General features: G+C 38.3%; 22 protein-coding genes and 5 pseudogenes. 14 read left to right on the top strand and 13 right to left on the bottom strand.

Annotated features, from left to right (window positions below; all coding sequences use genetic code 11):
* Positions 1–346: 346 nt before the first annotated feature.
* The 4 genes and pseudogenes from B3Q46_RS16430 to B3Q46_RS07710 all read right to left on the bottom strand — a co-directional run.
* Positions 347–524: pseudogene (locus tag B3Q46_RS16430) on the bottom strand (restriction endonuclease subunit S); the annotation flags it as partial.
* A pseudogene (locus tag B3Q46_RS16425) lies at positions 504–998 on the bottom strand (restriction endonuclease subunit S); the annotation flags it as partial. The pseudogenes B3Q46_RS16425 and B3Q46_RS16430, both read right to left, overlap by 21 nt.
* Positions 998–2,572, bottom strand: a complete 1,575-nt coding sequence (locus tag B3Q46_RS07715; RefSeq protein ID WP_286714067.1) for a type I restriction-modification system subunit M — start codon at positions 2,570–2,572, stop codon at positions 998–1,000. The gene B3Q46_RS07715 and the pseudogene B3Q46_RS16425, both read right to left, overlap by 1 nt.
* A gap of 141 nt (positions 2,573–2,713) precedes the next feature.
* A complete protein-coding gene (locus B3Q46_RS07710) occupies positions 2,714–3,940 on the bottom strand; it encodes a reverse transcriptase domain-containing protein (protein WP_034704648.1) in 1,227 nt (408 codons plus the stop codon).
* Positions 3,941–4,362: 422 nt separating this feature from the next.
* Here B3Q46_RS07710 and B3Q46_RS07705 point away from each other — a divergent pair, with 422 nt between their 5' ends.
* The 4 genes from B3Q46_RS07705 (at position 4,363) to B3Q46_RS07690 (ending at position 5,818) form a co-directional block, all read left to right on the top strand.
* Complete coding sequence (locus B3Q46_RS07705) at positions 4,363–4,521, top strand: hypothetical protein (RefSeq protein ID WP_005236238.1); 159 nt, start codon at positions 4,363–4,365, stop codon at positions 4,519–4,521.
* Positions 4,522–4,599: 78 nt separating this feature from the next.
* On the top strand, positions 4,600–5,157 hold the full coding sequence (locus B3Q46_RS07700) for a hypothetical protein (protein ID WP_034704652.1): 558 nt from the start codon (positions 4,600–4,602) through the stop codon (positions 5,155–5,157).
* Positions 5,138–5,479 (top strand): hypothetical protein, encoded by a 342-nt coding sequence (locus B3Q46_RS07695; RefSeq protein WP_286714066.1) that lies wholly within the window; start codon positions 5,138–5,140, stop codon positions 5,477–5,479. The genes B3Q46_RS07700 and B3Q46_RS07695 overlap by 20 nt, the downstream gene beginning before the upstream one ends.
* Positions 5,480–5,539: 60 nt before the next feature.
* Complete coding sequence (locus B3Q46_RS07690; protein ID WP_005236233.1) at positions 5,540–5,818, top strand: hypothetical protein; 279 nt, start codon at positions 5,540–5,542, stop codon at positions 5,816–5,818.
* 132 nt (positions 5,819–5,950) lie between these two features.
* Here B3Q46_RS07690 and B3Q46_RS07685 read toward each other — a convergent pair whose 3' ends face one another.
* Positions 5,951–6,649, bottom strand: a complete 699-nt coding sequence (locus B3Q46_RS07685; protein ID WP_034704657.1) for a hypothetical protein — start codon at positions 6,647–6,649, stop codon at positions 5,951–5,953.
* 160 nt (positions 6,650–6,809) lie between these two features.
* On the opposite strand from B3Q46_RS07685, the gene B3Q46_RS07680 reads away from it, so the two are divergent.
* The 3 genes from B3Q46_RS07680 (at position 6,810) to B3Q46_RS07670 (ending at position 10,746) form a co-directional block, all read left to right on the top strand.
* Positions 6,810–7,043 carry a hypothetical protein gene (locus B3Q46_RS07680; RefSeq protein ID WP_034704659.1) on the top strand — a complete coding sequence of 78 codons (234 nt, stop codon included), beginning with the start codon at positions 6,810–6,812 and terminating at the stop codon, positions 7,041–7,043.
* A 340-nt stretch (positions 7,044–7,383) separates the two neighbouring features.
* Positions 7,384–8,547: a tyrosine-type recombinase/integrase gene (locus B3Q46_RS07675; protein ID WP_034704661.1), complete on the top strand. Its 1,164-nt coding sequence runs from the start codon at positions 7,384–7,386 to the stop codon at positions 8,545–8,547.
* A gap of 63 nt (positions 8,548–8,610) precedes the next feature.
* On the top strand, positions 8,611–10,746 hold the full coding sequence (locus B3Q46_RS07670) for a DEAD/DEAH box helicase (protein ID WP_034704665.1): 2,136 nt from the start codon (positions 8,611–8,613) through the stop codon (positions 10,744–10,746).
* A 1,496-nt stretch (positions 10,747–12,242) separates the two neighbouring features.
* On the opposite strand, the pseudogene B3Q46_RS07665 reads toward B3Q46_RS07670, so the two are convergent.
* A pseudogene (locus B3Q46_RS07665) lies at positions 12,243–12,945 on the bottom strand (transcriptional regulator); the annotation flags it as partial.
* A gap of 1,142 nt (positions 12,946–14,087) precedes the next feature.
* Here B3Q46_RS07665 and B3Q46_RS07660 point away from each other — a divergent pair.
* The gene (locus B3Q46_RS07660) at positions 14,088–14,315 is read left to right on the top strand and encodes a hypothetical protein (protein ID WP_004784071.1); all 228 of its coding nucleotides are present in this window, start codon (positions 14,088–14,090) and stop codon (positions 14,313–14,315) included.
* Positions 14,316–14,325: 10 nt separating this feature from the next.
* Here the strand turns inward: B3Q46_RS07660 and bioB are convergent, their stop codons facing one another.
* From bioB to queG, 3 genes are all read right to left on the bottom strand, one after another.
* Positions 14,326–15,327 (bottom strand): biotin synthase BioB, encoded by a 1,002-nt coding sequence (gene bioB / locus B3Q46_RS07655; protein WP_004784070.1) that lies wholly within the window; start codon positions 15,325–15,327, stop codon positions 14,326–14,328.
* A 139-nt stretch (positions 15,328–15,466) separates the two neighbouring features.
* Complete coding sequence (locus tag B3Q46_RS07650; protein ID WP_004784068.1) at positions 15,467–15,685, bottom strand: hypothetical protein; 219 nt, start codon at positions 15,683–15,685, stop codon at positions 15,467–15,469.
* Positions 15,686–15,791: 106 nt separating this feature from the next.
* Positions 15,792–16,886 carry a tRNA epoxyqueuosine(34) reductase QueG gene (gene queG, locus B3Q46_RS07645; RefSeq protein ID WP_004784066.1) on the bottom strand — a complete coding sequence of 365 codons (1,095 nt, stop codon included), beginning with the start codon at positions 16,884–16,886 and terminating at the stop codon, positions 15,792–15,794.
* A gap of 23 nt (positions 16,887–16,909) precedes the next feature.
* Between queG and B3Q46_RS07640 the strand changes: the two genes are divergently transcribed.
* Entirely contained in the window at positions 16,910–18,367 is a 1,458-nt protein-coding gene (locus B3Q46_RS07640; protein ID WP_004784064.1) for a bifunctional ADP-dependent NAD(P)H-hydrate dehydratase/NAD(P)H-hydrate epimerase, read from the top strand.
* Positions 18,368–18,378: 11 nt separating this feature from the next.
* On the top strand, positions 18,379–18,660 hold the full coding sequence (locus tag B3Q46_RS07635) for an acylphosphatase (RefSeq protein WP_004784063.1): 282 nt from the start codon (positions 18,379–18,381) through the stop codon (positions 18,658–18,660).
* Here the strand turns inward: B3Q46_RS07635 and ruvC are convergent.
* Positions 18,657–19,202, bottom strand: a complete 546-nt coding sequence (gene ruvC / locus B3Q46_RS07630; RefSeq protein ID WP_004784062.1) for a crossover junction endodeoxyribonuclease RuvC — start codon at positions 19,200–19,202, stop codon at positions 18,657–18,659. The two genes, B3Q46_RS07635 and ruvC, sit on opposite strands and share 4 nt — an antisense overlap.
* Positions 19,203–19,327: 125 nt before the next feature.
* Between ruvC and B3Q46_RS07625 the strand changes: the two genes are divergently transcribed.
* Positions 19,328–19,894 carry an FxsA family protein gene (locus tag B3Q46_RS07625; RefSeq protein WP_004784060.1) on the top strand — a complete coding sequence of 189 codons (567 nt, stop codon included), beginning with the start codon at positions 19,328–19,330 and terminating at the stop codon, positions 19,892–19,894.
* A 122-nt stretch (positions 19,895–20,016) separates the two neighbouring features.
* Positions 20,017–20,655, top strand: a complete 639-nt coding sequence (locus B3Q46_RS07620) for a LysE family transporter (protein ID WP_004784057.1) — start codon at positions 20,017–20,019, stop codon at positions 20,653–20,655.
* Here the strand turns inward: B3Q46_RS07620 and B3Q46_RS07615 are convergent.
* Both B3Q46_RS07615 and B3Q46_RS07610 read right to left on the bottom strand, forming a co-directional pair.
* Positions 20,652–20,861, bottom strand: a complete 210-nt coding sequence (locus B3Q46_RS07615) for a hypothetical protein (RefSeq protein ID WP_286714065.1) — start codon at positions 20,859–20,861, stop codon at positions 20,652–20,654. The two genes, B3Q46_RS07620 and B3Q46_RS07615, sit on opposite strands and share 4 nt — an antisense overlap.
* Before the next feature lie 127 nt (positions 20,862–20,988).
* Positions 20,989–21,237, bottom strand: a complete 249-nt coding sequence (locus B3Q46_RS07610; protein WP_004784054.1) for a hypothetical protein — start codon at positions 21,235–21,237, stop codon at positions 20,989–20,991.
* Between the two features lie 460 nt (positions 21,238–21,697).
* Here B3Q46_RS07610 and B3Q46_RS07605 point away from each other — a divergent pair, with 460 nt between their 5' ends.
* Both B3Q46_RS07605 and B3Q46_RS07600 read left to right on the top strand, forming a co-directional pair.
* Complete coding sequence (locus B3Q46_RS07605; protein WP_004784052.1) at positions 21,698–22,252, top strand: DUF3887 domain-containing protein; 555 nt, start codon at positions 21,698–21,700, stop codon at positions 22,250–22,252.
* Between the two features lie 12 nt (positions 22,253–22,264).
* Positions 22,265–23,098: pseudogene (locus B3Q46_RS07600) on the top strand (serine hydrolase domain-containing protein); the annotation flags it as partial.
* 65 nt (positions 23,099–23,163) lie between these two features.
* On the opposite strand, the pseudogene B3Q46_RS07595 reads toward B3Q46_RS07600, so the two are convergent.
* A pseudogene (locus B3Q46_RS07595) lies at positions 23,164–23,248 on the bottom strand (pyridine nucleotide-disulfide oxidoreductase); the annotation flags it as partial.

Here is a 23,248-nt window from a genome sequence, read left to right as displayed (position 1 = left end):
CTTATTTCAGGACGGGACAATATGAATTCAGGTAAAGCCTTTTTGAAACGCATAAAAGCCACACTACGTTGAAAAGCATAAGATTCATAATAGTCTTTAAATATTGCCACACGCCCAATCGTGCCAACTACCGACAAAAGAATGTCGCCATCTTTCAAATTATAGTTTTTATAAATTGAATCAAATTCTTTTTGATTGATCTTTCTGTCTTTTTCATCAATCACAATTTTGCCATTTTGTAAGTTTTTAGCACTTAATAAAAATAGGTTGGAACTAGGATCATCTTGATGAGTGCCATGAGTACCATCTTTTATGAAACTTACAGCATCTTTAATTGAAGTTATTCCCCACTCCCCAAACTCACTACCATCATCCGCTTTAAAACGTATCTGCTGACTAAACAGCTTTTGCATCATGCCTTGTTTGTATTGGCTGAGGAGTTGGTATTTTTGTGTCAATTGAGTGATTTTTTCATCTACTGCTGAAAGAAAAGAGGCAATTTTGGTTTGTTCTGCTTTAGTGGGTTTATTAACCTTTAGTTCTTTGAGTTGGGAAGAGTACAAGTGGACTACAGAGTTTCCTTGTGCTAACTGAGCGATTTCTAGTTTCTTAGCTGAGCTTAGATAGTAGGCTAACCATTCACCACTTTCTTGGTGGCTCAAAATATTCAGATCACCACCCAAGATGACATTCTCCTTAGCTACACAAGAGGCAGTCGCAATGTCAATTTGTGTTTCTCCAGATGCAGGGATAATTACATCTCCATTCTGACTGAGAATACTTTCTGATGGTGATATGTTAGTTCTGGATTTAATTGTTGTGATTACTTGTCCATATGTAGTGTAGAGTTCACCATAACGAATACACTGAAATGTACCATCTTCTTGAATATCTGCTTTTGAGATGCCTTTTCCTTTCCGGAAAGAGACAAAATCTTTGAGTGGGACAGATGGCCAATCCCCATCAAATTCTTTGAATCTTAACGCTGGTGCAGACATTACTTCACCTCCGCAAAAGGAGAGTCGATACCTAGCTCTTTACAGAATTCAGCAATCACTTCATCAGTTTTCTGGCTTTGCTGCTCAAGGTCTTTGAGTTGCTGTGCAATGGCATTCAGATCAATTTCATCTTCAGCTTCAAAAGTATCGACATAGCGTGGAATATTTAGGTTGTAGTCATTGTCTTTGACTTCTTGCAACGTGGCGACTTTGGCATATTTCTCGATGTTCTGACGCTGTGTAAAGGCATCAATAATCTTATCCAAATGATCAGGGAGTAACTTGTTTTGGTTCTTCTGTTTGTCAAAATCATTGCTAGCATCAATAAACAGAATATCACCTGTATGGGTACGATTTTTCTTGAGTACCAAGATACAGGTTGGAATAGATGTGCCATAGAAGATGTTGGCAGGTAAACCAATGATGGTATCTACCACATTCATTTTCTCAATGAGGTACTGACGAATGACACCTTCACTTGAGCCACGGAACAATACACCGTGCGGAAGAACAACGGCCATTGTGCCCTGCTCATCCAATTGATGAAGCATGTGTTGAACAAAAGCCATATCCGCTTTTGAACTTGGGGCTAACTTACCATAACGGCTGAAACGCTCATCTTGTAAGTAAATAGGATCTGCTGACCATTTTGCTGAGAATGGAGGATTAGCCACTACAGCATCAAAGCGCATATCAATATGCTGAGGACGTGTCAGTGTATCTTCTTGCTTGATATCAAACTTGGCAAAATGCACATCATGTAAAATCATGTTCATACGTGCCAAGTTATAGGTGGTGCGGTTCATCTCCTGACCAAAGATCATATCTACGTCTTTGACTTCACGTTTAACACGTAATAGCAAAGAACCTGAACCACAGGTCGGATCATATACAGAACGTAAGCGCTGTTTGCCTTGTGTGACAATTTTGGCGAGGAGGGTAGATACAGTTTGAGGAGTATAGAATTCACCTGCTTTTTTACCTGCACCAGAAGCAAATTCACCAATCAGGTATTCATAAGCATCACCCAAAACATCAGATTCTGAGTTACTCAAGTCAAAATCAATATTGTCCAGATGAGTGAGTACTTTGCTGATTAACTCATTTCGGTCATTGGCGTTATTACCCAACTTGGTTGAGTTGATATCAAGGTCTTCGAAAAGGTTAGCAAAGTCATCTTCAGATTCAGCACCTAATGTACTACGTTCAATCGCTCTTAGTGTTTCGGCTAAGTCATCCAGAATAAATTGATTTTGACGACCACGTTCTGCAAGGGTATGAAAAAGTTGACTAGGAGATAGGGCATAACCCACTTCATCTACCGAGTTTTCTTTGATACCTTCGATCAGTTCTGCATGGTCAGGATTGCTTTCATCCAATTCATTGTACTTTTCCGCCATGCCTTCATCTTTCAGAAGCTCATTGGCAAAGGTAATTGCTTTCTCAGACAAATATTTGAAGAAAATGAAACCGAGGATGTAGTCACGAAACTCATCAGCACCCATTTTTCCACGTAAATCATTGGCAATATTCCATAGCTGTCTTTGTAGTTGTTGCAATTGAACCTGGGTCATCTTGAACCTTATTAAAATATGAAGCAAATTGTGGTTAGTTTACCGATAAATACTATTTTTATCATGTAATAAAAGGAGTATTGCGACAGACTTTGGCGTAGATATCCTTTTATCTTTATCTGCTATTTTTGATCTTGGCTGTTATTTAGTTTTCTGCAATAGGGGTAATTTTGATGTTCCAATAAGATAGCTTTTGTGATCTGTTTGAACTTTGGATATATCAATTCCTAAGTTTTTAAATAGCATATTTATTGCTTTGCTTTGAGTATCACAAAGCCTATTTCTAAAGTCCTTGAGGTTTTTGGATTCAGCGTCTTTATAACAATGTGCGTAACCCAGAACAATTTGTTCCATGCGATTTATTGTCTTTGAAAAAGTTAGCTTTTTCTGAATATTCTTTGATATCGAGGTTAACTCTGTAAGGGAATCTTCTACGTTCGCAATAATATGACTTGGAATGTACCAGTTATATTGTTCGTTTTCATATGATAAATCCAACCCTAGGAATGTGACAGGTTGGTACGGAGCAATAATTTGGGTTTTACTTTCTTCATCTATCCTAGGTAGGCTTAGCTGAATATTTTTTAATTGTTGTTCAACTTCGAGGAACACGGATTCACATTGTTCTTTTGAATCCAAAAAGAAGATGAGATCATCTGCATATCTAACATGCTTGTATTTCTTTCTTTTTAGCCATTCATCAAATTCGGAAAGATAAAAAGACGCTATTAAAGGAGACAAAGGCATACCTTGTCGAACTCCTTTGCCTGACTTAGATTGAATGAGCTGCTTTCTGTTTTTTGAATAGTCTAAAGGTATAAGTGGATCACATTTTACGATTGATTCAAAAAGATAGAAGATATCCAAAGGTAGAGTTTGCCTGAAATCCTTGATTAATTGAGAACGATCCAAGTTGTCAAAAAATGAAGAAATATCGGTTTTCAAGACAAATTCTTTGGTAGAGCGTAGGTCTTTTGCTTTTTGTCTAGCTTGTATTATTCCTACTCCCTCAACTGAAAAATCGCTACTTTTGAACATAGCTAAATCATCTTTATGATGTTCTGCCAAATATTTAATCAAGATCATTTGTACTAGCCGATCTTGGATCGTTGGAATACAGATTAATCTAGGTTTTTTTTCAGGCTTTTTTTTATCGTAGATAACGACTGGATATAAAGAAGAGAACCTAAAAGTTTTTGATTTGATTGCAGAAATCAGATTCGTTTTATGGGATTTTAAATTCTGTTCAAAGCCTTTCAATGATAAGTAATTGGTATGATATTTACTTTCATAAGTAGCATGATTTTTTTGTTTGAATAGTTTGAAAATAATATCGAAGTTATCTGAAAAATAATCATGGAATAGCATGTAAACTCGCTGTCATTATGTACTTGTTAAGCTATCTCATAATGATAAAGAAGGGGAGGACTATTGTGTTTGTGACGATAGTTACAGGTACGATCATTGCTGATTCGACTACCAGTATCATCATTAGGGTTCATGCTTACGTCACTGTTAGGTGATATCTTCATTAGCCTATTACAACAATAGCAAGGGCTTAAGTGTCTTGTGTCGACCATTTATCTTTTTAAAATATCTGATTTAAAATGGTTTATCAATAAAATAAAAACTAAACTGCGCTTTATAGGTGTTAGTAACTTTAAAAGACAGTTAAGCAGCAATTTTTTCTAGCTTAATAGATATAGATTAAGGCCTGCGTATAGTTACTTTGCATCAAAGGCAATTTTATATACATATTATTTATATGGTCTGAAGCCAAAGGAGTGACCATGAAAAAATATTATCCAGAACTTGAATCAGTGTCAGATGTATTGGAATGTATTCCGCATCATCAAACCCAATCCATAGCGAATGCTATTCGTGTCTGCAATGACATGGATAGTGATAACGTGACCAAAGTCTGTGCTGTGTTGAAAGTCATCTTATAAGTAAACCATTTCAATTTCATCTATCCCAATATGCCATTCGGTGTATTGGGATTTTTTACGTCTACAGGAATCAAAACCATGCAACCACGTATTCATGACAAAATAGGCTATAACCTGATTCATACTTTTACCTGCAATAAATTGTCTGATCGTGCTGAAGGTCAACTGCACTATCAATTATGGCAACACAGTGAAGATCAATCTTTTGGTATTGCATTAAGCAAGAATGAGTCTACAGGAGGCTTTAGTGCAGAACTGATCAAAGTCGATGACATTATTCAACTGCTTGGTAAGTTATACCAAGAAGGCAAGCCTTTCCATGCTACCGCATTGAAATCACTGTTCATTGGTAAGTCAGTCAATAACTCAAGTTTTTTAGGGGCTGTGCTGGTCGATCAGAACGTGATTCATACCCATCCACAAACTGCACGTTTGCTGGAAGTCAATGAAGACTATGAACTCTGGTCAATTGGTCTGGAAAGCCATCTGAAAGCAGGGCAAGAAGATATCGATTCATCTCACGCTGATAAAACTACTGGACTGAAATCCACAAAAAAGCGTCAGCATAAAACTGCTGAAAAAGTTGAATCTACTTCAATGGATGAGGGTAGTGAAGATGCAATTGATCAAGAGTAAAGCAGATATCCAGAAAGTGCATGAACAGCCCATAGCTCATGCCATTCTTGAAACGATGCAAATCCTTGAGCATCAGTATGAAGAACCTTATCAAGCCACCCTACATGGGTGGTTTGTTGTTTGTGAAGATGAGCAAGACCTGATTCAGCCTTTTGAAAATCTTAGCTTCAGTCTTTCTGAAAAGCTGAACATGGGAGAGATTGAATTTGTTGAAAAGAAAAAGGAATGGTTTGAGATCTGTATTTTGCTCAACGACAACGAAGGTATCTTGATCTATGTTCCGAAAGCCATTTTTGAACAACATCAACTACAAGTGATGTAGACCTGTAACACCACTCCTGACGTAGCAACCTCACTATTAACTTTAATCTGAGCGAATTTTATGACCAAGCGAAACTTATTTGCTTTAGGCCAAGTCGTGTCTACACCGAATGCACTTCGCTTCGCTGAAGCTGAAAACATTGACTTATTGGCATTACTTGCAAGACATCATCAGGGAGATTGGGGTGATGTGTGTGAAGAAGATCGGGAATCCAATGAAGAAGCTTTACTGATGCAATTACGCATCCTATCCAGCTACAACTTTTCCAAGGATAAAATCTGGATCATAACCGAAGCTGATCGATCAGTAACCACGATCTTACTGCCCAGTGACTATTGACCCTAGCACGTACCGTAAAATGAACCGTAAAGCTTTTCGGCTTTACGGTATTTTTTTCTTTTTCTTTTGTTGGTAAGGCTTGATAGGTGTACAGGATAAGCAGTTTAAGGGTCTACTAGTCCTTGGGGCTGCCTATTTCGAGATTTCACTAGAAATGATTTTTTTAGTTCTATTTTTGCGAGTGTAATATCCAATCTTTGTGTTTGGTGACTTCAGAATTTTATACTTGAACTGGGACATTTGGGTTTTATTCTGTTCAAAAAATTCTCTTAAATAACGGTTAAATGTATTCCTACTGATATAGGGATGGAGCCTATACATTCCATATTTACTCTGCAAAGCATTATGCTGGATTTGAAATTCTTTCCAGTGATTGAAATTAAATTCGTAGATAAAGCGATGATATAACTCGCCAGAACTTTTGAAGCCATCTTTATTTAAAATTTTAGTAATGAAATCCTGAAACTCTTTATCATTCACTCTTTTTTGCTTGAAATTCTGATCAAGCGGAATGATCAAGCCATGTTTGTCATAATATCTATTAACGAGTCTAGGTACTAATTTTAAATCTTGGAAATGTTCATTAGGTTGCTCTGAAATTTGCGCATAGGGGTGGTCTGTCTTGAACTGATTTAAATAGTCATACGCCTGTAATTGATCAATAGGCTCTCCACAATATGGGTTCAAACACTCACCTATCGAAGAAGTATCATTAGCATGAGCTGGACATGGGATTGCGAGTTCGACCAAATATTTCGCTTTAAATTGCTTGTTAAATACTAGGTCAATATTGTGATTTAAAATGTTAAATACATGTTTTGGAATTGCCATAAGTCTAAATATAGCTATAAATAATCCATAATTATATAGCTTATGTTATTGATAATAAACTAATAATTCTAATAAAAAAATGATCTGCAACCCAGATTTCGGAAAAAAGCACTTTATTGATAATCTGTTTTTGTTCCAATCAACCACAGAGGAAATTTAAATGGACAAGTTAAATGTACAAGTAGCAAACCGTGATGATCTTGAACTGACTGACGATCAGATTAATGAACTTTTAGATGAGTGCGGTTATGAGTTGTCAGAATCAACAGATCCTTTCGACAACGAACCTGTTGTTGTTTTGATAGATGATTTGAACGATTTTTTAAGTATGTTTGATGATGAAGACGAGGAAGAGGAACTCCGAATGAACTCATCATTTACAGATTCAAAGTAATAGATAGCTGAACCCTATAAACAATCTATCTTGAACAGATATTGTGCACTGATCTGTTCAACTGTGGAATGCAGGGAAAGGATATTCAAGAAGACCTTAATGGGTATTACATAAAGTTTGCAGTCAGCATGCAACTGCTAACTTCAATGTAAATCGGTAAGTTCGTTCGTTAAGTGATCTATACCGTCACTACCCTGATAAAAACCTTTAATTTTTCGATAAATAGCGTTAACCCGCTAGGGATTTTTGCGCCCTTAAAAAAGCAAAAGAACAATCATTTCATTCGTATATGGTTGATTAACTTGAATATATTATTTTTTTGATATGAGGAGTATGTTATATGTCACTTAAAAATATCGATTGGTCCCAATTTGAAAAGGGCAAAGAATATGATGTCAGCAAATTAACTTCTGGCTTCAAAGGCTTGAAATTTATCAGTAACGCTGAAGGTATTCGGTTCATTATTCGCTTGACTTACGAAGGTAAGAAAATATCCCAAAGCTTGGGTTCATGTTCTCATAGTAATATTATTATGAAACTTAAAGCTTTAAAGCCACAGGTAGAGAAATACCATCGCTTAATCAGTCAGAAATGTCATCCATTTGCGCAGCAACTGAAGCCACAGGTAGTTACCTTTGGTCAGTTTGCACAAACTGTTTATTTGGTTGAGGCCAAGAGTCGTAAGAAATCTTATGGTGATGATGAATCACGCCTAAGAATGCATATTGCGCCTGTACTGGGGAACTATACCTTTAAGGATATTACATCGGGACAATTAAGCCAGTTAATTGCGGATTTACGCCATCAGAAGAAGCTGAGTAATGCGACCATTAATCGTGTAAGAGCATTATTATCATCAATCTTCAATATGGCAATCGATCATGAGTTAATTGAAATTAATCCAGTACAACGAGTGAAAAAATATAAGGAGAATAACCAAAAAGAACGCTATCTCAATGATGATGAGCTGAAAGAGTTGATGAATGTTCTCAGCCAGCCAACACGGTTTGGCATCAGTAATCTGGTCATTGTTGCTGTAATTAAATTCTTACTGCTGACTGGTGTGCGTAAGCGAGAAGCACTGGATATGCTATGGACTGACGTTGATCTTAAAACAGGCGTATGGCTGCTATCTGAAAATAAGTCAGGTAAGGCCAGACGCATACATTTGAATCAAGATGCTCTGTCTATTATTCATCAGATGTCTAAACAGCATCGTTATATATTCGCCAATCCACAAACAGGCTTGGCATTCAATGATATCCGTAAAACCTTTGACAAAGTAATGGCTATTGCAGGGATCGACAATATGCGTATTCATGACCTACGTCATAACTTTGCCAGCTTAGCCGTAAACAGTGGGCAAAGCTTATACGTGGTACAGCATTTACTTGGACATGCTTCACCACAAACGACTCAGCGATATGCCCATTTGCAATCTGACACTTTACTGGCTGCATCAGAACATGTAGCAAGCAAAATCCGTGAAGCGAAAGTCGCTTAACTCACCTTAATTCAAATCACTTTTTATCTGGGGTGCCATCAAAGGCACCTCATAGGAGAACTCGTGTCTAAATTACCTAAAAAACAGGTTATCCAATTGAATGCAGACGAAACCATTCAAGATAGAATTCAACTGCATTATGGCAATACATTGATCCGAGCCAATACAGGGGCGGGCAAAACTACTTTTGTGCTTAAATCTTTAATGCGTGATCACAATGTGGTGTTATGTTGTCCAACCATTGCTCAGGTCAAGCAATGTGAAGAAGACTATGGGCATCAGGCAAATATCCATTTTATACATGGAGAAAAGTCAATTCCCAAAGAAAGGCTAAAGAACTTATGCAAATCCAGTGTAGTCATTACATATGACCAATATGACAAAATAAAAAATTATTTGGATCAAAAAACTGTTGTTGTGATTGATGAGTGCCAGAAGCTTTATTCTGCTGGAAATTATCGTGACAAAGCGATTTATCCCTTATTGTCATCTGTAAAAAATGATAAATATGACCAGACTGTCTTGTTGACAGCTACTTTAACTGAGCCGTTATTCGAACAGCTTGGCATTAATATCAGCCACTATTTTGATATTCACAAACCGGTAGACCTAAACCGCAGTATTCATATTCTAAGATACAAAGAGGCACACAAGTTAAATGGTTTGCGCCATATCTGTACTCGTCTTTCAGAAGCAAAGAAAGAAGGTAAGAAAAAAATTGTACTGGTTCGACTGAATGACATTGCACAATCTAAGCTCATTCAGAAATACCTAGAGAAACAAGGTTACTCAGTAATGCTTATCAATCGGGATGAAATGTCCCGTAAAAAATGTACTGAGATGTTGAGTGTTTCTAAACTAGATTCAAAATACCAAGTAGTTCTCTGCACTTCTATTATGGATGAAGCCATTAACTTGAATAATGTCGATGATGAAGTCGATAGCGTGCATATCATGGGTCAATACGCTCATCCTGAAGAAATTACCCAATTTATTGGGCGAATGCGTAAAGCAAACCCACCTATATTTATTCATCTTTCACAAGACATCGAGGTGAAAAAGATTGACTGTAACAAGGAACACCAAATACATGTGTCTACGATGGACGAACAATTTAAAAAGATGGAATATTATCTGGAATATGAAGTCCTGAAGCTAATAAACAAAGATAAGTTCGAGGGCTTTGAGGACTTGATTAACGACAAAATGGACAGGGTTAAGGCCTTCAATGCACTGACTGATGAAGTATTACAGTGTAAGGGGTTTATGCTGGATAATAAAAAAATATGTCTAAATACACCAAGTTTGGCAGGGAGACGATACCAACTCGACTTGCATAAATGTTACTTCAATAGTAGTTACCTAAAGTTTCGCCTATTAGGGTTGATGCCTCATGCTCAAGTGAAAGTAAATTTATCGCAGGATGTACTTGATAGTGAATTGCTTGCTAACCTAGAGCTATGTGCGGAAGAAATGAAGCAAATGAAGCAAAAGGTCATTCCTGAAGTGATTGCTGATGTCATCGATAGAGTTCATACGAATTCGTACACTGTCATTAGCTATTTACAAGAAAATGTAAAAGATGGAATTAACCTCTATGATAAAAGTGAGGAACCAGTTCATTATGAAATTTTTGAACAGATGGGGAAACTGAGTGATCGTCTGGGTAATATTGTAGATATAGCTGACGCCATCCAGAAGAATCGGATTAATAGTGTAATGGCTATTGGTTTTCAATATAAAATGCATCCCCTTGTAAAATCTGTCATGAAGGGGCTAGAGCAATGGTTACCCAAAAATGAATGGGGGAAAAATTGGTATGGGTATGCTGAGATTACGAAGTTAATGAACAGTTGGCTTAAGTTGCTTGCAAAAAACAGGTCTGTTGTTGCTCTCCTTGAAGAGCACCCCTTGAACGATGTATATGTAAATAATCAGAAACAGTTAGTTTTCACGGATGGCGGTTCGATTCGGTTTTTGAAAAGATATACCAATGTCGAAGTGAGAAATGATAAAAAACCTTATGACAAGAAGAAAGTGAGATTCAATAGTCTAGGTGCATATGGCTATGTGTTCAATGATCTGGAAGGATCCTTTAGAACTAAGTACGTATCTGTAAATAATGTTGAATATGATGCAAAAACTGGTCGTAAAAAGCGAAAAATAAAAAATTTAACTGAGATCTACGAAGAAGTATGATTGAGGGGTAGATTTGATCGTAGGAGAAGGTGGGCTTTGCTCACCTTTTTTAATATCAGAATAAAACTCATAGGACTGAATGCGGTGAAGTCCATGTGATATTTGGATTTTATGATCGAGAGAAATTCTATACTTAGATAGTTACATCGAGAGAAGAAAATCCAAATAAAGGGGAGCAAATATCCCATATTGCAAAACTGGCTAAGCCCTTATGAATAAGGACAAATGCCAATTTGAAGGGGGAGGTTCGGTATTAAATAAAAAAATAAAAATAGGCTCCCCCCCATTCATAGGTCTACTGCAAAAAAACTATACCCTGTACAGGGTGATTAAAGTTCAATTGGGATAGATTAAGGTCTGAGATGCAATTGGAAAAAGAGTTATGGTCTTGTAGGGTCAATCAAATAATCATTATATTTCTGGGATCTATCTACTAGGGTCTAGCAGTTTTTTACGGTCTTTTTAGGGTCTATTGCAAACCCATGCCAGAAAAATCAGCTTATATACCTTATATTTACATCAAGTATAGAAATAGCTTAGAGAAGCTATTTTGAAGTCTGAAAACCTGTAACGTCTTACAAATCAAGAAGTTGTTTTTATTGGGTGAAGTCTCCTTGTTTTTATTGGATTTTGCATCAGGATTATTGGTTAAATTATTGTATTTATTGTTTATTTTATGAATTATTGTTCTGACTCATAATCCGTTGGTCGACAGTTCAAGTCTGTCTGGGCCCACCAAATTTATCAAGCACTTAAGGGTAACTCTCTTAAGTGCTTTTTAATTCCAGATTCCATATAAGCACTATGTAATTAATTAAATAAAGTATAGAAGCAGATCCAAGTTTATTATCAGTATATTTAGAAAATAGAATAACCCCATAAAAGGTAGGATTTTGGTAGGTAGGTTTCTCTACAGATTTATTCCATACTTCTATTACGGTAAAGGCCTTTGATAATAAAAGAGAAATGATAGAAGGAATCAAACCATAGCTTTTAGGAAATTACAGATTAAAAAAAAACGGTTTACTTATCCCTTATGTTTATTTTATAAGGCTAGGGATGCACAAGTAGTCAAAATTTTTTAAAACGGCGCTGTAAGCCTCTATGTAAGTCAACTCTCCACTCGATGGACTTACATTTTTTTACGACCCTGCTCACGGCTTTTTGAAAGCGGGCCAAGAAAACGTATCTCCATACGGTCATTTTGGCTTATCCTAAATCCTTGAGGGGATAAGGAGCAGGCGTTGTTCTTTTCTCAAAAATTTAATTAGCTCAAAAACAGAAACTAAATACTTTTATTCTGAAGCAGGATAATATACTGTAGGTTTGATAAGAATAGAATCATATATCTTGCTATAAGTGATTTCTGTCCGCAGTTTATTAAATGAAAAGCAATCAAAATTATAAATTTTAAAGTATGGGGTGATTTTTTAATTTTTAGCTCAATTGAAAATTTATTATAAGCATAAAAGTTAAAATTAAATAACTGCTAATATTTAAATATCCTGAAATTTAAGTAATGCCTGATGCACTGGCTGACTCTTTGGCATCAATTCAATCAAGCGTTTTACTGTATCAATTGCTTCGGGGAAACGAGCTACATGTTTAAGCAATACATCCGTTTCATTTGCTTTAAAAATGGCATCACGCAGAATCGATATAACCGGCATCCAGAGACTGTTCTGTTTGCAGGAAATCGGCTTCTACATGAGCGAGTAGACGATAAGGCCGTGAACCCAACATGCCACCTAAAAGATCTCTAAGTTGTGACATTTCTGCTTTTAAGGTACCCATACTCACTTTGCGTTCACCATAGAGCGCCTGATGCAGATTATCCATACTTAAACCTTGTGGATATAAAGCTAAAATCGCAAGAATTTCAGTCTGACGTGGTGTAATTGTTAAAGCTTTACCATTAAAAATGACCTGTGGGACAAAAAAAGCACGAATATATAAACGCTGTCTTTGTGATTCCAGTAAAGCAGATTGAATAATTGAGGCACAGCGTTCTGCTGCCAGTAGACCCAAGCTATTATGCTTTTGCCATTCAGTGGATAAGGCAATTACACCCAGAATGTGTTTGGAATACGGATCAATAATGGGTGCAGCATAACAGGCCATATCTTGGACCGATGGCATGTAATGTTCGCTGGAAAACACGCAGCTAGACTGTTGGGTTTTGATCGACAGCGCGAATGCTCTGTTCTAGCTGTGCAGCATAAGATAGCGATAAACTACTGCTTTGGCGTAGCTGATCAATTTTTTGTCTGTGTAGTATCAGATTTTGCTCTGTCATCATTCCTTATTCTCACAATAATTCATGATTTACACCCATGGTAATTATTATTGTTTTTGTGAAGAATCAAAAGAAATGTAAACCTGTCGCATTTCAAACCTTTTTCTAACTTTATGATGATTATATTAATCTAATAATGTGAAGAAGTACCTTATACCAAAGCTGTAGATGCGACTTCGTCACATTAAAATAGGCAAAGGAAGTAGATATGCGTGATCTCGATTCGAATTTGCTTGGTCTAAAAATTCATTATAAAAATCTTTTAGTAGGTAATAGATCATTCCAGGTAAAGGCGAAGAATATTTTGATCATTTCTTCTTAGTTGGCACTAAAGCAGATTCTGGTTCACTTTTTTATGATCTATTTCAAACTAAAAAGCAGCTTTCAAATTTCAATTTTATAGAGGAAATTTAAGGAATTTAAAAGCATTAAACTCTGGCTAGTAGTTAGCTACACTGTAATGATTCCGACAAAATTATTTGAACGAATTTATAGAAAGCCTGAATCTATCTTCAGTCTTTTTCGAATCTCTCTAAGCCTGATATTGACTGAATCAGGCGTTATATAGCCTATAGAATAGTTTAAAGCTCAATTCCTTGTCTTATAAAAACCTTATTGATTAAAGATAACTTCTATAAATCAGTAACCTATGAAATGATGATGTTTGAATCGAAAGAAAACTTTAAAAAGCAGATGAAGTGTATTTGACAGAATGTAAAAATATGTTAATAAATATAATATGATTTTTAAACCAAAATCATGGATGTTTCAGGAAGAAAGATCAGGAAGCTGATAAAAAATAATTACAGGAGTTTTAGCAATGCTTCGATTATTAAAAAAAATATTTTGTCTGCACATTTATGAATACCAGCAAATGGAGGAAATTGGGGCAGATTGGGAATGCCGCAAATGTGGTACCCAAAGAGATTAAAAAAATACTGCAAGAAAAAGTGAGCAATATGCTCACTTTTTTATATCCATTATATTTAATCTAAACTCATATCCGTTAAAATCATTACCAGTATCACATGATGAGAAGGCTTAAATGAGCAAAGATTTCCATGCCAAAACCTATATTGTAGATGAAAATCTGGCTGACACTTTGCACTGGTTAAGCCTGCATCAGGACTGTTATGACTCTTTTAGTTTTGATGCACTGACGCAGGAACTGGTCGTACATCATGCCAATGGAACAGACCAGATCCGGATCGGTGATTATCTCAATTCCAGTTATGGCATTTTAATTACTGCACATAACTTTTCAGCATCTTGAATTATTTCAATTAACTTGCCATTGCATCAGTCGCCAATGCGCGGATGCTTGGCTTAGGTTGTTCTGCTACCAGTCCCAATTTTTCAAAGAGCTGCTGGTCACGACCTTTGGCTGTATTTGGAGTCGTTAGCAGTTTTTCGCCTGAAAAAATCGAGTTGGCACCCGCCATAAATGCCAATGCCTGATCTGAGTCAGTCAGTGATTCACGGCCTGCCGAAAGACGGATATAACTTTTGGGCATCAGAATGCGGGCCACTGCAATAGTTCGAATCCATTCAATCACATCCAGTTTTTCAACATCTGCCATCGGTGTGCCTTCAATTGGCACCAGCATATTGATAGGTACAGATTCTGGGTGAATCGGAAGTGTAGAAAGCTCAAACAATAAACCGATCCGATCATTGCGACTTTCACCTAAGCCTACAATGCCACCACTACACACTTTCAAGCCAGCTTGGCGCACATGATCCAGTGTATCTAGTCGGTCATCAAAGCTGCGGGTACTGATAATATGTGAATAGTATTCACGTGACGTATCCAGATTGTGATTGTAATAATCCAGACCAGCATCTTTCAGGCGTTCTGCCTGTGAGGCATTCAGCATGCCTAAAGTCATACAGGTTTCGAGTCCAAGTGCTTTGACTTCACGTATCATGTCCAGCACATAAGGCATATCACGTTCATGCGGATTACGCCACGCTGCTCCCATACAGAAACGTGAACTGCCAGAAGCCAGAGCTTCTTTAGCTTCCTGAATTACTTTTTCTACTGCGATTCGTTTTTCCGCTTCGAGTTTGGAATCATAATGTGCGGACTGAGAACAGTATTTGCAATCTTCCGGGCATTTACCGGTTTTAATAGAGAGCAGGGTACTGACCTGAATGGTATTGGCATCAAAATATTGACGATGAACTTGTTGAGCTTGAAAGAGTAAGTCCATTAAAGGTTGTTGATACAGGGTCTCAATTTCTGCACGAGACCAATCATTACGTATTGGATCAATACTGTTCATCTGTCCATCCTTGTTCATATTTATTTATCAGGCTCCATCTTAAGTAAAAGTATCGCCGTCTTCATTAGCAAAATATGACCTTATAGAAAAAACAAAACCCACACAAGGTGGGCTTTGTTGTTGAACTCTTGATCGGACTTTATTCACGATGATTTCCGTGAATATTCTGGTTTTGTAAATCACTACGATGTTGCTTGTTTAATACACGTTCATCTTGTTCGTGCTGATTATTTTTTGGAGAGCCAAGCGGGCCATGTTGTGACTGCTGCTGTTGCTGTTGTTGCTCCTTCTGGTGTTGATGTTGCAACTCTTCAAGCTGTTCCTGATTTTGATGTTGTGTATCAGATGACTTTTGCATATCCACCTCCGGCTTTATTTCCATTCTTTTTCCTTTATGCCATAGCTTGCACAGTAACTGTGTAAGGCTTTGACGAGAAAATGTGAACCGAAGTAAAAATTGAAAATTACCGGGATTTTGCCAGTTGTTCCTGTATGGCCCAGTCAATATGAACTTGTACAATCTCATCATATTGATTCTGCTGAGCTTGTAATGCCTGGACAATCTGTGGATCAAAAGGCGCATTACCCAAGCCGATCGCAATATTGCGCATAAAGCTCTGATAGCCGGTACGCCGTAATGGACTGCCTTCAGTTGAGCTTAAAAATGTAGCTTCATCCCATTGCCAGAGATCCAGTAAACTCACTTGATCCAGTCCATGTCGGGGGTGAAAATCTTCAATATTGGTTTTCTGGGCAAAACTGTTCCACGGACAAATCAACTGACAATCATCACAACCAAAAACCCGGTTACCAATCCCTCGACGTAACTCTTCTGGAATGATTCCTTTATATTCAATGGTTAAATAAGCAATACAGCGACGTGCATCCAGCATATAAGGTTCAACAATAGCCTGTGTCGGGCAAATATCAATACAGGCTGTGCATGAACCACAATGTTTGCTTGCAGGCTCATCAAAGGGCAGTTCCAATGAGCTAAACAGTTCTCCTAAAACGAAAAAAGATCCGGATTTTTTGTGGATTAATAAAGTGTGTTTACCGGTCCAGCCCATGCCCGCACTTTCGGCCAGAGATTTTTCAAATACAGGTGCAGAGTCTGCAAAGGGGCGGGATTCAAATTCACCGACTTTTTCCCGAATTTTTGCAGCCAGCATTTTTAGGCGCCCGCGCATGGTTTTATGATAATCACGACCACGGGCATAACGGGCAATAATCGCAGAATTTGGTGCATAGGGCACTAAGCGCGGTTTTGGAAGATCGACCAGATAGTCCATTCGTACACAGATCACGGATTTGGTATTGGGAATAAGCAGTGTGGGATTGGCACGTTTTTCCAGATTTTCTTCCAGAAACTTCATATCACCGTGATAGCCGCGGTCTAAATATTCCTGCAAACGTACTAATTCTGCTTGAGCATCCGGTTTGGCAATGACACAATCAGAAAAACCCAGCTCTCGTGCCTGCGCTTTGATCCACGCTTTCAGTTCATTTGGATCTTGTTGATAAACTTGAATTTGCGCTTGGGAATCGGGTGTTGTCATAAACCAGAAACAGGAAATAAGAAATGCAGCAGCAAGTTTATCATAGCCGTGATATACAAGCATGGGAGCAGCGCTGGTTTGGCAAGCAAAATAGTTCTTATGGTTTGATGCAACAGGTGGCATGGTCGATTGCGCAGCGACTCATCCCTTTATTGGAACAACAGCAATTGACTCAAATCGCTGTCTGTTGCGGTCAGGGTAATAATGCCGGTGATGGCTATCTGGTAGGAAAATATTTAAAACAGGTCGGTTTTGAAATAGATATTTATACAGCAGAACCCGGTCCATCACAGGATCTGGCTCAAGCAATCGGGGAAGCTCAGCAAATCGGTATACCTACTTATTCAGGTTTTAATTTTCAGAAACAATATGAAGTTTATATTGATGCCTTATTTGGGATCGGTTTGAACCGTGATCTGAATGAAAATTGGCAACAGATTATTCAAAGCATTAATGCCCAGCAAGGTCTTAAAATTGCAGTGGATATTCCAAGCGGACTGCATGCCAATACAGGCCAGTCTTTGCCGGTTGCCATTAAGGCAGATCATAGTTTTAATGTTTTAGGTTTAAAGGCGGGACTATTTACCGGACGAGGCAAAGAATATGCCGGCAAGGTAGAGGTCATCTCGGTTATTCCTCCCGATGCTGAACTTGTGCCGATTGCCCAACTTTCCTCGACTCAAATTCATCTGCCTAAACGTGAAGCTTTTGGACATAAGGGCAGTTATGGGCATGTGCTCGTGATTGGGGGGCATGCTGATATGGGTGGTGCGGTCATTATGGCAGCTGAGGCAGCCTTTGCTGCCGGTGCAGGTAAGGTCACTGTGGTTTGTGATGCCAAACATCATACTGCCATTTTGTCACGTGCTCCGAATATCATGCTGCGTGATATTAATGCGCTAGATGCTGAGCAACGCCAAGCTTTAGTTCGTCATGTGGATGCTGTCTGTTTTGGTATGGGGTTAGGACGCGATGCTTGGGCTGAGAAGCAATATAATTACTGGTTTGACCTGATTCAGCAATCAGAACTGGAGACAGTTCTCGATGCAGATGCCTTGTGGTTTCTGGCAAAAGCACCACAAAATTTGAATGCCCATACTTATGCAACACCGCATCCGGGTGAAGCGGCTACTTTGCTAGAAATGAAAGCATCAGGAGTCGAAGCAGATCGCATTCAGACAATTAAACAGCTCCAGCAAAAATATCAGGGACAATGGGTGCTCAAGGGTTCAGGTAGTCTGATTTTAGAGGATGATCTTTATATTTGTACCGCAGGCAATGCCGGTATGGGAACCGGAGGAATGGGAGATGTACTTGCTGGCATGATCGCCAGTTTGAAAGCCCAATTTAGAAATACTATCCATTTACACGAGATCGTAACTTTGCACGCACTTGCAGGTGATGTACTGGCGGAAAAGGGTGAACGCGGCTTACAGGCGCAAGATATGAAACATGCCATTTACCAGGTTGTGAACCACTAAGGAAAATAAAAATGCAGGCCATTCATTTAATCATTCAGGGTAAAGTGCAGGGTGTGGGCTACCGTCGCTGGTTTGAACAACAAGCAATTCAATTAGGTTTAAAGGGTTTTGTACGTAATCTGGAAACAGGCGAAGTTGAGGCTATCATTGTTGGGAAGGAAGCGATTGTTCGGAAAATGATCCAGCTCAGCAGAACTGGACCACAACGTGCAAAAGTCACTGCAATACATCAGCAGAGTTTGAATCTCCAAGACGCGGATTTTCAGGACTTTAAAGTATTAACCGAAGATTAACGGCGGCGGGTGCTGACCCGGCTGCGTCCGCGTGCCATACCGCCCAAGGCATTCAATACGGCCATTTTACTCATGCTGCCTGAAGCATGGGCATGACAAATCGCAGCAGCAAGTGCATCGGCAGCATCTTGTTGCGGTTTTATTGTCAGGTTCAGAATACGCATAACCATCATCTGAACCTGTTCTTTGTCTGCAGCACCATAGCCCACCACAGACTGTTTGATCTGACGCGCTGTATATTCAGCAACTTTCAGATCCAGATTCACCAAGGCTGCGACTGCGGCACCACGTGCCTGACCCAATTTAAGAGCAGAATCCGGGTTTTGTGCCATAAACACTTGTTCCACCGCAGCCTCGGTCGGGCCGTAAAATTTGACAATCCGTTCTACACCGGCAAAGATTCGTTTTAAACGTTCAGGCATTTCCGCTGTTTCAGTTCTAATCGTTCCTGCATCAACAAAAGTAAGTTTTGAACCTTCTTTCTGGATGATACCGTAACCTGTTAGACGTGAACCGGGATCAATCCCAATAATTAATGACATGCCTGCACTTTAAAAATAAAATAATGCCCATATTGTTACATAAGCGTATCAAAAAAGCTTGATCCTGATGAAGCAGTTGATTACAGCATCCTAATATTTATTTTACTGAGATTAGATTAATTTTCATGAAATTATTTCTTATTATCCTGGCCGGCTTAGTCCTCGAAGTATTTGTATGGATTGGCGTGGGTGACCTTGTCGGGAGCATGTGGTACGTATTTTTCTGGTTCGTGGCGGCCTTCTTTATCGGTATGAACCTAATCCGGAAATATTCGGCCGGCGTTATGCCGCAAATGCAGCAAATGCAGATGGGACAGATGAGTGCAGATCCGGCATTATCGAATAATTTACCTAAGATCTTAGCCGGCTTTTTTCTGCTGATTCCTGGTTTGATTAGTGATGTACTTGCGGTATTAATGCTGATTCCACCTGTACAACGTGCTTTCCAGGCAGCCATGATGAAAATGATGATGAAACGTCAGCAAGCCATGATGGAAAAAATGATGGGTGGCATGATGGGCGATGTCGGTGGCGGTGCAGGTCAAAACCCGTTTGCGGAAATGATGCGTCAAATGCAGGATATGCAAAACCAGCAGGGTGGTCATAGGGATTCAACCATTATTGATGGTGAAGCCCGTGAAGTGACCCCGGAACCCAAGAAAATTGAAATGAAAGATGTGAACAAGAAATAAAATTACGCTTTCAATATAAATACTTCAAGCCAAATCTCATGATTCGGCTTTTTTATTGGAACTTTCTAATTTCGTTAAACAAAAGTTATAATAGTTTTTTTTACCATTTGATCTTTTTTTAAATGTCTTTGCTTTTTACCATCTGTTTTCTACATTTTGTAGCTCAATTAAGCCCCGGTCCTGACATTTTACTTATCGCAAAAAGTGCAGCCTCTACGACACGTATGAATGCCTTAAAGGTGATTGCTGGAATTTCAGCGGGGATCGTAGTTTGGGTGGTATTGACGCTAGCAGGCTTTACCGTATTGATCGACCAGTTTCCCTGGATTCAGCAGGTATTGATGGTCATCGGTGGGTTATTTTTGGCCAAAATGGGCTGGGCCATGTTAAAAGGCGGATGGCAAAGTTTTCAGAACAGACATCAAACTCAAGATGATTTAAATACGGTAGAAGCACCAAAAAGTTATTTTATGCAGGGTTTATTGACTAATCTGTCGAATCCTAAAACTCTGATCTATTTCAGTAGCGTATTTTCACTTGCACTGAGTTCATCAGCTTCTGATTATTTAAAAGCGCAACTGGCAGTGATTATTCCGCTGCAAACATTTATTACTTTTACTTTACTAATGCTATTAATTTCCCATCCTAAAATTAAAGAGGCTTACCAGCGATCAGGAAGTTATATCGATATGATTTCAGGCGGGTTATTCCTGATTTTTGCAGTCTGGTTATGGTATGACGCGCTGGTTCTAATGAACTAAAAATCTAAATTCGATGGGGTAACAGAGGAGTTTTCGTTAGAAAGCTGCTGTACAGCGGAAGCGTCAGAAACTAGATTATCCTGTTTCTGCACTGGAGACTGATAACGATTCGGTTTAAGGGTAGTCTCAGTATTTTCCGAACCCTGATAACTGCGACTGCGATTGGCACGCTCACGTAAGCCGCCTTTTTTAATTAACTGAACCATTTTCATCTCTCACTGCAAGATGACTTATTGTAATTCAAATTTTCTATTCTGGTAGCATTTCATATTCAAGTTAAAAGCGCATAAAAAAGACCTGATCCAAGTCAGGTCTTGCTGGAGGATAAGAAAATTAGCGCGGACGTTTATTATCTTGTTGTAGCACATCAAATAATGATGACTGAGCTGGCACTTCCTGCTGCTGTGACTGGATATAAACATGCATTACCTTGAACGCGATTGCAGTAACCAGACAGGCCACCAGACATAAAATCCAAAAACCATAAGGGCTGCGAATATTATGTGAGCCACAAGCATGACATTCTTTTTGGCCAGCTTCCACAACTTTATCGCAGCACGCACAGTGATATTGATAGTACATTGCTAAGCTCCATTACATTTCTGATAGTTTTTTTTGTTATCTTTCACGGACTTTTATTTTAGGCCTACATGTCATATTAATGATGCAATTAGACGCTGACAAGTCATATAACAAAAAGTTACCCAAGTCTTAGTGAGGAAAACAAATAATAATTGGCTAAGTGCATAACATTATTAAGTTATTTCGAGAAATTTCTCTGGAATAATTAACTATGCTATCTATAAATTCATAAGCAATTTTTGAACCAGTTCGAGTGGAGCTTAAGAACAACAAGTATAAAATGGGAAATAGACAGGGCAAGAACTTAGATGAATTGATCTGCTCCACAAAATAGAATGATATGGAATATATTTTGCTTATTTTTTAACTATTCGTTGCACTGTATTAAGTCTATAAAAATGTTTAATTTCAATAATTTTTATGAAAGTGCACTATAAACTTAAGGAACAATACTGATCTCATGAAGAAAATATCACTGTTTTTATCATCCTTGCTCTGTATGAGCAGTCTTTATGCACAATCGGATATTGAAAGGGAAGTTATTACCCAGTTTCAGCAGGATTTTAATGCGCAAAATTATGCAGCAATTTTTGAAAAGTTTTCACCTGAAGCGAAAAAGGCGATTCCTTTAAATATGTTTGAAAAAGTCTCTAAAGACTTACAGCAGCAACTCGGCAAAATACAAAGTATTGACTATATAGAGTCTAAAGGTAAAGAGACTGCAGTCTATAAGGCCAACTTTGAAAAAGACCGTCTGAAACTCAGCATGAGTTTGAATAATGATCAACAGATTTCCGGCCTTTTATTTACGCCCTATATCGAATCTACTGCAGCAAATAATAAGACAGTCAATGCTATTCAAGGCTATCCAAAAGCGATTGCAGAGAAAATTTATCAGGCTACACGGACTTTTCCAGAGCAGACTCAAGTGGCTATAGCGGTATTAGATCAAGACAAAACCCATTACTATGGGGTACAGAAACATAAGGACAAAATCCTGGCCAAGGCCAATTAGGATAAAGTCTTTGCAATTGGTTCTCTTACCAAAGTAATGACATCAACTATATTGGCTGAATTGGTGACACAAAATAAAATTAAACTGGATGACAAGATTAATCCTTATTATGCCTTTCCATTCAAGGACAATATCCAGATTTGCTTTCAGGATTTAGCCAATCATACGTCTGGACTGCCACGACTACCGAGTAATTTGGAAGTAGATGATGATACTGATCCATATAAGGAATATGATGCAGCTAAACTGGAAGAATATTTAAAAAATTCATTAGAGCTTGAACATGCAAATAACAGTGGAAAAGTGCCACATTATTCTAATTTGGCTGTGGCTTTATTAGGACAGAGTTTGAGTCAATCGCAAAATAAGGATTTTGCTGAGTTACTCAATGAATATGTATTTAAAAAGTATGGGATGAAAAATAGCTATACCTCGCCTGATCAAGCAGCTAAGCAACTTGTGCCTGCATTTGATGCCCAAGGAAAAGAAATCACCACCTGGACATTTGATACCTTTTTACCTGCGGGCGGTGTACTCTCTACAGCTTCAGATTTAACCAGATTTGCACAAGCTCAGCTCGATGCAAAAAATGCGGCAGTACAATTAACTCAGCAAGCAACTACAGAAAAAGCAGGTAGCTACCAATTGGGATTGGGCTGGTTTGTGCGAGAACAGGACAATGGCACCAAAATCATCTGGCATGGGGGAAATACCGCAGGGCATTCTGCTATTTTGATGATTGATTTAAACAAGAGAAAGGCAGTTACGATTTTAGCCAATGTCGCTGCTGTACATCCTGAAATGGGAAATATTGAAAAACTGGCTGCTCAATTACTACAGGAATAAATCAGCTTTAAGATAGTAAAAAGCCCGCACAATGCGGGCTTTTTTTAATTCATGAATTTTAAGGATTACTGACCAGAACGGATGATGTAATCAAAGGCAGATAATGATGCTTTGGCACCTTCACCAGTGGCGATGATGATCTGTTTGTAA

The organism is Acinetobacter sp. UBA2581 (assembly GCF_002339435.1).
Lineage (GTDB): Bacteria > Pseudomonadota > Gammaproteobacteria > Pseudomonadales > Moraxellaceae > Acinetobacter > Acinetobacter variabilis.
Note: the sequence above shows the minus strand (reverse complement) of the source record. Positions and strands in the feature narration are given on the sequence as shown.